This window comes from Apilactobacillus apinorum (assembly GCF_001281175.1).
In the GTDB taxonomy this organism is placed as follows: Bacteria; Bacillota; Bacilli; order Lactobacillales; family Lactobacillaceae; genus Apilactobacillus; species Apilactobacillus apinorum.
The window spans coordinates 331,185-339,815 of sequence record NZ_KQ440396.1; the positions used below are offsets into that span (position 1 = coordinate 331,185).

Consider the following 8,631-nt stretch of genomic DNA (forward strand, 5'->3'; position numbering starts at 1 on the left):
GAATTCTTAGTAGAATTCGTTTTTTTATTTAAAAGAAAGGAGAATGTTAATTGAGTAATTACTTTCTAGTTGTTTTAAATCCTGTTGCTAATAGAAGAAAAGCAAAAAATCAATGGCCAGAAATAAAAAAACAATTAGACAACCTAGGCCTTAATTATAAATTAAAAATATCAAGGCACCCTCTTCACTTAGTTTCAATTGTATCTCATCACCTTATTACAAACGAACGTATTAATAATCTCCCTAATGCTATTATCGTTATCGGTGGCGATGGAACTGTTCATGAAACTATTCAGGGAGTTAGAAAAGCACAAGAAGTTGATGAAGGTATTGTAGATATTCCAATTGCAATTATCCCTTCTGGTTCTAACAATAATTTCTTTAATCATTTGAAAAAAGAATTTAATGTTAAAGCTAACATTGAAGATACTATGGATGATCCTAAAATTTTAATGCATGATGTCGGACTATTCACAGAGCATATTAAGAAACAAAAAGGCCTCTTTTTAACCAATTTAGGAATTGGATTAGACGCCAATGTTTTTAGTTTAAAAAATAATTTTAGAACTCATAAAATAAATTTAAAAACTCGTTTTCAATACTACTTATCAATCATTCCAACTATATACAACCTAAGTACGTTCCCAGTTGTTATTAAAGCAAATGAGAAAAAATATGAATTAAAGAAAGTTTTTATGGTTTCTGCAACTAATAATGATGCTACACGTGAAATTGATCTAATGGTTCTAAAGAGAAAAAATATTTTTCAACTATTTTTCGTATTAATGAAAGTTATATTTAAGCATCATTTAACTGTTAAGTCAGCTTTTAAGATACACAGTTCTAATATTAGAATTGAAATCCCTTCTCTAGAATACGGTCATGCAGATGGTGAAACATTAGGTAGTAGATTCTATGATTTAGAATATTATAAATTTAGATACCCATTTTTAGTTTAAAAAAAGAGTGATATTTATCACTCTTTTTTTAAAACGTTATTTTACCTGTAGCAATCTCATAAATAGCTAAAATAGCTAAAATTAGAAGAATAAAAGCAATTACTGCTTCAATCTTTGTAAAGACATGTTTATTTTTATTATCGTATTTTTGTAGGTAATAATATACTGGGATTCCTAGTGCGAATAATATTGTTGTCATTAAAATATAGTTTAATCCAGCAGCATATAATAACCAACAAGCATAAATACTGGAAACAATTCCTAAAAAGATATTTCTCTTTCGATCATTTAAATCTTTGTTTAAGTATGAATACTTAACTTGATAAAATGCTGAGAAAGCATACGGAATTAATACCGCTGCACTAGAAATAGATAGGAATAGGTTATAAGCACTAGATGCAACGAAGAATGAAATCATAAATAATTCAACTAATACGTTAGTAAAAATCAGTGAATTAATTGGTGTTCCATTCTTATTTTCTTTCGCAAATATCTTAGGAAATGATCCGACCTTAGCTGCTTCATAAGGAACTTCCGCAGCAAACATTGTCCATGACAACCAGGCACCTAAAACAGCAATAATTAAACCAACATTAACTACTACTGCTCCCCATTTACCTACAAGGTGTTGAAGTAAATCAGCCATTGCTGGTTGTCCTAAACTAGCAAGTTGTGCTTGATGCATAACACCAAATGAAAGCAAAGTAATTAACATGTAAATTAAAGTCACCGTGATAATTCCTAGAATTGTAGCTCTTCCAATATCTTTTCTTTTTTTAGCATATCCAGAAAAGATAACCGCCCCTTCAATCCCAGAGAAAACAAATACAGTAACTAACATTGTACTTTTCACTTGAGATAAAACGTCAGAAAAATTAAATGGTTTATTTCCGGTTAACCAAAAGTCGCTTGTGAAAACATTTAATTTAAATGATAGAAATACTATTAAGATAAATAATAGTATTGGAATTAATTTGGTAATTGTAATAATTGTGTTAATGAATGAAGCAGAATGAATTCCACGTGATACTAGGTAGTGACCACCCCATAAAATAATTGATGAGGCAATAAATGAAACTAAGTTGTGACCATTATCAAAAATAGGAAAGAAATATGTTAGTGCACTCATCAATAAGATTGCATAACTGATATTACCTAACCATACTGATAACCAGTATCCCCATGCGGAATTGAATCCAATATAGTGACCAAACCCTGCATCTGCGAAACTATAAATTCCAGCCTGTAGGTCAGGTCTTTTGTTAGTTAAATTTTGAAATGTGAAAGCCAAAGAGAGCATCCCAATCGCTGTAATGATCCAACCAATAATGACTGCACCTACACCAGCTTGTGATGCCATATCGTGCATAAGGTTAAAAATACCTCCACCAATGATTGAACCAATTACTAAACCAATTAGTTCCGTTAAATTAAGCTTTTTAGCGGAATTATTCATTATATCTCTCCTTTAATATATTTTTAAAACAATTAAATATTATACCGTATTTAGCCCCCTTTTGTCATATAAAAAGAAGCGACTCTTTAAGTCGCTTCTTTTTTATTTCTTCAAAATTTCGTTAATCTTAGCTAATTCATCTGGTGAAAATTCTAAGTTATCTAATGCTTTTAAGTTAGATTCTAGATGTTTTGGATCTGATGCTCCAGTAACAACACTGGTAACAACTGGATCATGAAGTAACCAAGCTAAACTCATTTGTGCTAATGTTTGATCTCTATTCTTGGCTAAGTCATTTAATTGGTTTAATCGTTTTACTACTTCATCCTTATTTTCCATCATAAAGCTATTGGTAAAGTGTAGTTTTAAATCATCAGGTAATCCGTTTAGATATTTATCTGTTAAAATCCCTTCAGCTAAAGGACCGTATGCAACTAATCCATCGTTATTTTCTTTCAATGCATCAATTGTGCCATCTTCTTCAGCTGAGCGATTCAACATGTTATATGAAGCTTGGTTCACAACAAAAGGTGTGTGAAGTTCTTTAAAGTACTTAATGATTTCTCTTGTTTGTTCACCATTGTAATTAGAAATACCAACATACAACGCTTTTCCAGATCTAACAGTACTGTCTAGTGCTTCAGCAGTTTCTTCTAAGCTAGTGTTAGGATCAAAACGGTGACTGTAATAAATATCTACATAATCTAATCCCATTCTCTTTAAAGAGATGTCCAAAGCAGCAACAAGTGTTTTTCTAGAAGAAAATGAACCGTATGGTCCAGGCCACATGTGGTATCCAGCTTTAGTAGTAATAATTAATTCATCACGATATGGTTTTAAATCTTGATTATATACTTGGCCAAACATTCTTTCTGCGGCACCTGATCCAGGTCCATAGTTGTTTGCCAAATCAAAACTGAAGATTCCTTTATCAAAGGCATTTAACATTACTTCTCTACTATCTTGAAAATTAGCATCATCACCAAAACTATGCCACATTCCAAATGATAGAGCGGGTAATTGAAGACCAGAGTTCCCTGCTCTTCTAACTTTCATGTTATCGTATCTTTCATCTGAAGCTTTATACATGATTACACCTCAATTTCTATTATTATAGTTTCATTTTAAGTTTTCTGAATTATGAAATCAAGAAATCAATTAATAAAAAAGTCCTAATTTTCATTAGGACTTTGGATATTATCTAAATAATTTTCCAACTGATTTATTGTTATGAATTCTTAAAATTGCATTACCCATTAAATCGGCTACTGAAACAATATCTAGTTTATCGATTTGCTTTTCTGGTGCAATATAAACAGAATCAGAAACAATCACCTTTTTAATCGGCGCATTGCTAATCTTATTGATTGCATCCCCTGCAAAAACACCATGAGTAGTAACTAAATATACAGCTTTTACACCATTATTGGCTAATACATTGGCTGCTTTCACAGCTCTAGAAGCGGTATCAATCATGTCGTCTGCAACGATTGCAACCTTATCTTTAACATCCCCAATAATAAATGTTGGCATATGTTCTTCATTTTCTGGATCACGATTATCAATAATCGCAATTGGAGCATCGATTAGTCCAGCAAACCCACGAGCGCGACCAACACCACCATGGTCTGGTGATACCACCACAGCATTTTCTAAATCATAATTATCTAGCATGTGTTTTGCCATTAGTTTGTCTGCTTTTAGATTGTCTACTGGTTTATTAAAGAATCCTTGGATTTGAGCAGCATGTAAATCTAAAGTAAGCACTCTATCAATCCCAGTATTTTCGAGAATTCTAGCAATTAATTTAGCAATAATTGCTTTTCTTTCTCTCTTTTTAGCAGAATGTCTAGCATATCCATAGTAAGGAATGACAACGTTGATTGATTTGGCACTGGTTCTTCTTACAGCATCAATCATAATAAATAATTCCATAATATTAGCGTTAATTGGATCCGTTAATGATTGAATAATGTAAACTGAATCTCCTCTAATACTTTCATCAATTTTGATTTGAATTTCACCATCACTAAAACGATTAATGGTTGCTTCTCCCAATTTGATTCCGCAAACCTCAGCTATTTTTTCAGCCAACGGTCTATTGGAACTCAAAGAAAATATTTTCATATTTTTATTACTCAATGATTCCACTATGAATAATGCCCCTCTCGAAGTAATTGATAATTAGATTTTACCATAAACTTCAAATTTTTACTTGTATTTTAAGGTTTAATCCCTTCCATTCCAATCATTGGATCAATTTGATCTGAATTGATTAGACTTGAGGTCAAACGATAGGATTTAATTGTATTATCGGTATCTTCTTCAGTAGATACTTTCTCTTCTACTTGATCATTTTTATTTGTATCTACAGGCTTATCTTTTTCATTATTTGTTTCAACAGTTTGTTTCTTATCAGTTAATAGTTCAGTATTAGATGGTTTTATCTCACCATTTAATAATGACTGAATTCTCTGCATTAAACTCGTATTTCTGTTATCAGACTCGCTTTGTGCACAGCTTAAAAATGAATCATAGTCACCAATCATAATTAACGTATCACTGGCACGGGTAATCGCAGTGTATAAAAGATTCTTTTTCAACATTTTAGTAAACTGTGGCACAATTGGTAAAATTACCATCTTGAACTCACTACCCTGTGCCTTATGAATTGTTGTACAGTATGCTAACGTTATTTGAATCCAATCTTTTCTTTGGTATGTGACCTCACTTTGATCAAAAGCCACTTTGATTTTATCTTGTGTAGATTTTTCTCCATGGATGACTTCTATAATTTGACCAATGTCACCGTTAAACACATTATCTTCAGGGCTGTTAACTAATTGAAGAACTTTATCACCCAATCTAAAATGAATTCCTCTATATTCTAATTGGTCTTCCTTATTACCAGGATTCATAATTTCTTGAATAACATCGTTCAAATGATTAACTCCTGACATCCCTCTGTACATTGGTGATAATACTTGAATATCAGTGGCACTAAATCCTTTTTGTTTAGCTCTTTTCACAATCTGTTCAATCACTGAACTCATTTGATTAGCACCACATGGAATAAAGCTTCTATCTGACTGTTTTTCATTGAAATCTTCTGGTAATCGCCCTTGTTGAATGCTATGTGCCAATGGAATAATTGTAGAATTACTATCTTGTCTATAAATAGTACTTAATTGCATGCTATTTATTCTTTGTGATCTTAATAAATCAGTGAATACTTGTCCCGGTCCTACTGATGGTAGTTGATCTTTATCACCTACTAAAATAACCTTCATTTGATTAGGAACCGCTCGCATAAGTGCCTTAAATAAGTAGGTATCAACCATAGACATTTCATCAACAATTAGTAATCCACCTTCTAAATCTTTGGTGCCTTCATTGTTATCATCATAACCACTTAGACCTAATAATCGGTGAATTGTACTAGCAGGAATCCCTGATGTTTCTTGCATTCTCTTAGCGGCGCGTCCTGTTGGTGCCGCTAGTAAAATTGGAAATTCATGTTCTTTATATTTATTTATGTCTAAAGAATAATCATTTAAATACGCATATAAATAAATAATCCCTTTAATAATCGTTGTTTTTCCAGTTCCAGGTCCACCTGTTAGTAAGAACATTTGTGATTTTATCGCTTGTTTTAAAGCATTTGTTTGTGACTCATCGTAAGAAATATTTAATTTTTTCTCAATCAATCTAATCTTCTTATCGATAGTTTCATCATCAAATGTCTTTGTATTTGGATTTTTGATTATACGATTGATATGTTCAGCAATTCGCCATTCATCATCATATAAATCTTTTAAATAAACTCTATCTTCTTCTCCAACAATCTTTTGAGTTTTAGCTAACTCCAAAAATTGTTCAGATAAATCATCACCTGTTATATTTTCTGAATTTCCATTATTTAATAACTTTAAAGTTTCATCTAAAATTGGTCCGGTTTGAGTATAAGTATCACCATTCTTTAATGATAGTGACTGTAGTGCTGAAATTAGCCCCGCTCTAATTCTTCCAGGATTATTGGCTGACATCCCCATTTGTTTAGCGATATCATCAGCCTTCTTAAAACCAATTCCATCGATATCTTCAACTAATTGATATGGGTTTTCTTCGATTACTTTTAAGGTGTCTCCCTTATACTTATTATAAATGGCAGAAGATAAGCTACTTCCAAAGCCATAACTATTAAGGCCAATAATAACTTGTTCCATTCCATTATTTTTTTGGAGCGTATCAATTACTGTTTTGCGCTGCTTACTTGATAGTCCTACCTTGTCTAGTAAGGATTCATTATCCAAAACATCCGTAATTAAATTAACACCCAAAATATCAACCATTTTTTTGGCAGTTTGCTTCCCTACCCCGGCAAAGTTATCTCCTGAAAGATATTCAACTAATCCTTCTTTAGAGGTAGGTACTGTACTATGATAATTATCAGCTTTAAATTGTTTTCCGTATTTTGGATGATCTACCAACACTCCGAAAAATTGGTATTCATTTTCTTCAGCAATATCTGCAAAATTACCAGTAATGACGATTTCATCTTCATGCCAATCTGAGATATTGGTTTCGCTAATTTTTACTAAAAGCACCTTAAAAAAACTGTCGTTGCTTTCAAAGAAAGTAGCCGCAACTTTTCCATTTATGAATAACTTTTCATTTTGTTCATTATTATTTTCCATTGAAAATAAATCTATCGATTCGGTCACGGCAGTTCACTTCCTTACTTTTTATTTTTGACCTGAATAAATTTTTCAATATCAGCCAATCGTTTTTGACCTTTTTCAAAGTATTTAGGATCGTTTGATTTAGCCTTGTCAAAATAAGTACTAAAATCTTCTTCTAACACCATTGCAACGATTCCACGATCAAAGTTAGCTTTACCATCATTAGGCTTAGCTGCAAGCACTTTATCATAGAATTCGGCTGATTCTTTAAAGTTACCTAGTGCTAATAAACTACTTGCTAAGAGATAGTTTATTTCTGGATCTTGTCTTCTAAATCCTTGTGCTGTTAAAGCGAATACTACTGCTTTCTTATAATCCTCTTTAGCCATATAACTTTGTGCGAGCATAATATATGCGTCTGTCTTCATATCACCGTCAGATAAGCTATTAAATTGTTGGATTGCCTTATCATATTCACCGGCAGCGTAATATACGTTTCCTAGTCCATAGGTTAAAGTTTCTTTAGCCTTTTTACTTCTGTCAGCAAATAATCCTAAAGCTTTCATCATTAATTCTTCAGCTTGAGTATAGTTATGCAATTGAACTAAAAAACTACATAAATCATAATAAGTACGATAGTCGTCTGGATGATTATCTATATCTTCAACTAACTTATGTAAAGTCTCGTCAGCTTTTCTTTGCTTTTCTTCATGTTCCTTTTCAATTGCTTGTTGTCTATTTTTTATTTCTTCGGACTTTTGATCCATAATAATCACCTACAAATTAAATTACGTCTGTTTGATCAATTTCTTTTGATAAATATTCAGTATCATTCCACTTAACTAAATCAAATGTTTTACCATTATCATTTGTTTCTATAATAGTTGTACTAGTATTGGCCAATCCACCACGTTTTCGTAAATCCTTAATTTCAACTCCTAATAATGAGTTAATTAAAGCATTCAGAGCCGCTCCATGGCTAAAAATGACAACATTACTATCATTAGGATTAGCGTTAACAATGGTATTTATTGCATATTGCATTCTATCAATTACATCGCTAAAGCTTTCTCCGCCGATTTCTGTTGCATCATATTTTTCCGGATGATTTCTAAAGTTATCATAACTTTCAGGGAATTGTTTTTTTACATCCTCGAATTTTTGTCCTTCCATTTTACCTAAATGGAATTCTTCCAAACGGTTCCATAAAGACAGTGGTGGTCTTTTCTTAGAATGTTGTAAAACTCGATTAGCTGTTATTCTTGCTCTTTTAATGGGACTTGAATAAGCATGGTTAAATTCAATATCTTTTAAATACTCACCTAACTGGTTCATTTGTTGGTAACTCTCTGGTAGTAACTTAGAGTCACCACCAGCTCCTTGATATCGACTTTCAAGATTCCATTCAGTCTTACCATGTCTAATAAAATAGATTTTCACTTTTATCCCTCGTTCATTTCGATTTATCTCTATTATCTCAATTAATGACCTTTTTTTCAAAACATATATAAAAAAAGATGCTTATTTTCATAAG

Annotated in this window: 7 protein-coding genes; 1 reads left to right on the forward strand and 6 read right to left on the reverse strand. The window is 31.9% G+C overall.

What is annotated here, in order from left to right; genetic code table 11:
• Window positions 1-50 precede the first annotated feature (50 nt).
• Window positions 51-959, forward strand: a complete 909-nt coding sequence (locus tag RZ74_RS04355) for a diacylglycerol/lipid kinase family protein (protein WP_053950234.1) — start codon at window positions 51-53, stop codon at window positions 957-959.
• Between the two features lie 28 nt (window positions 960-987).
• Here RZ74_RS04355 and arcD read toward each other — a convergent pair whose 3' ends face one another.
• From arcD to RZ74_RS04385, 6 genes are all read right to left on the reverse strand, one after another.
• Window positions 988-2,415 carry an arginine-ornithine antiporter gene (gene arcD, locus RZ74_RS04360; RefSeq protein WP_053950235.1) on the reverse strand — a complete coding sequence of 476 codons (1,428 nt, stop codon included), beginning with the start codon at window positions 2,413-2,415 and terminating at the stop codon, window positions 988-990.
• Window positions 2,416-2,517: 102 nt separating this feature from the next.
• On the reverse strand, window positions 2,518-3,504 hold the full coding sequence (locus tag RZ74_RS04365; protein ID WP_053950236.1) for an aldo/keto reductase: 987 nt from the start codon (window positions 3,502-3,504) through the stop codon (window positions 2,518-2,520).
• 108 nt (window positions 3,505-3,612) lie between these two features.
• Window positions 3,613-4,569 (reverse strand): ribose-phosphate diphosphokinase, encoded by a 957-nt coding sequence (locus tag RZ74_RS04370; RefSeq protein ID WP_053950237.1) that lies wholly within the window; start codon window positions 4,567-4,569, stop codon window positions 3,613-3,615.
• Window positions 4,570-4,637: 68 nt separating this feature from the next.
• Complete coding sequence (gene recD2, locus RZ74_RS04375) at window positions 4,638-7,112, reverse strand: SF1B family DNA helicase RecD2 (RefSeq protein WP_053950656.1); 2,475 nt, start codon at window positions 7,110-7,112, stop codon at window positions 4,638-4,640.
• A 41-nt stretch (window positions 7,113-7,153) separates the two neighbouring features.
• The gene (locus RZ74_RS04380; RefSeq protein WP_053950238.1) at window positions 7,154-7,864 is read right to left on the reverse strand and encodes a tetratricopeptide repeat protein; all 711 of its coding nucleotides are present in this window, start codon (window positions 7,862-7,864) and stop codon (window positions 7,154-7,156) included.
• A gap of 16 nt (window positions 7,865-7,880) precedes the next feature.
• Window positions 7,881-8,537, reverse strand: a complete 657-nt coding sequence (locus RZ74_RS04385; RefSeq protein ID WP_083437166.1) for a histidine phosphatase family protein — start codon at window positions 8,535-8,537, stop codon at window positions 7,881-7,883.
• Window positions 8,538-8,631: the final 94 nt, after the last annotated feature.

What these genes read in the sequence shown, in the direction of transcription:
- RZ74_RS04365 (WP_053950236.1), bottom strand. Translation starts at nt 3,504, where the DNA reads ATGTATAAAGCTTCAGATGAAAGATACGATAACATGAAAGTTAGAAGA.
- RZ74_RS04380 (WP_053950238.1), bottom strand. Translation starts at nt 7,864, where the DNA reads ATGGATCAAAAGTCCGAAGAAATAAAAAATAGACAACAAGCAATTGAA.
- recD2 (WP_053950656.1), bottom strand. Translation starts at nt 7,112, where the DNA reads ATGGAAAATAATAATGAACAAAATGAAAAGTTATTCATAAATGGAAAA.
- arcD (WP_053950235.1), bottom strand. Translation starts at nt 2,415, where the DNA reads ATGAATAATTCCGCTAAAAAGCTTAATTTAACGGAACTAATTGGTTTA.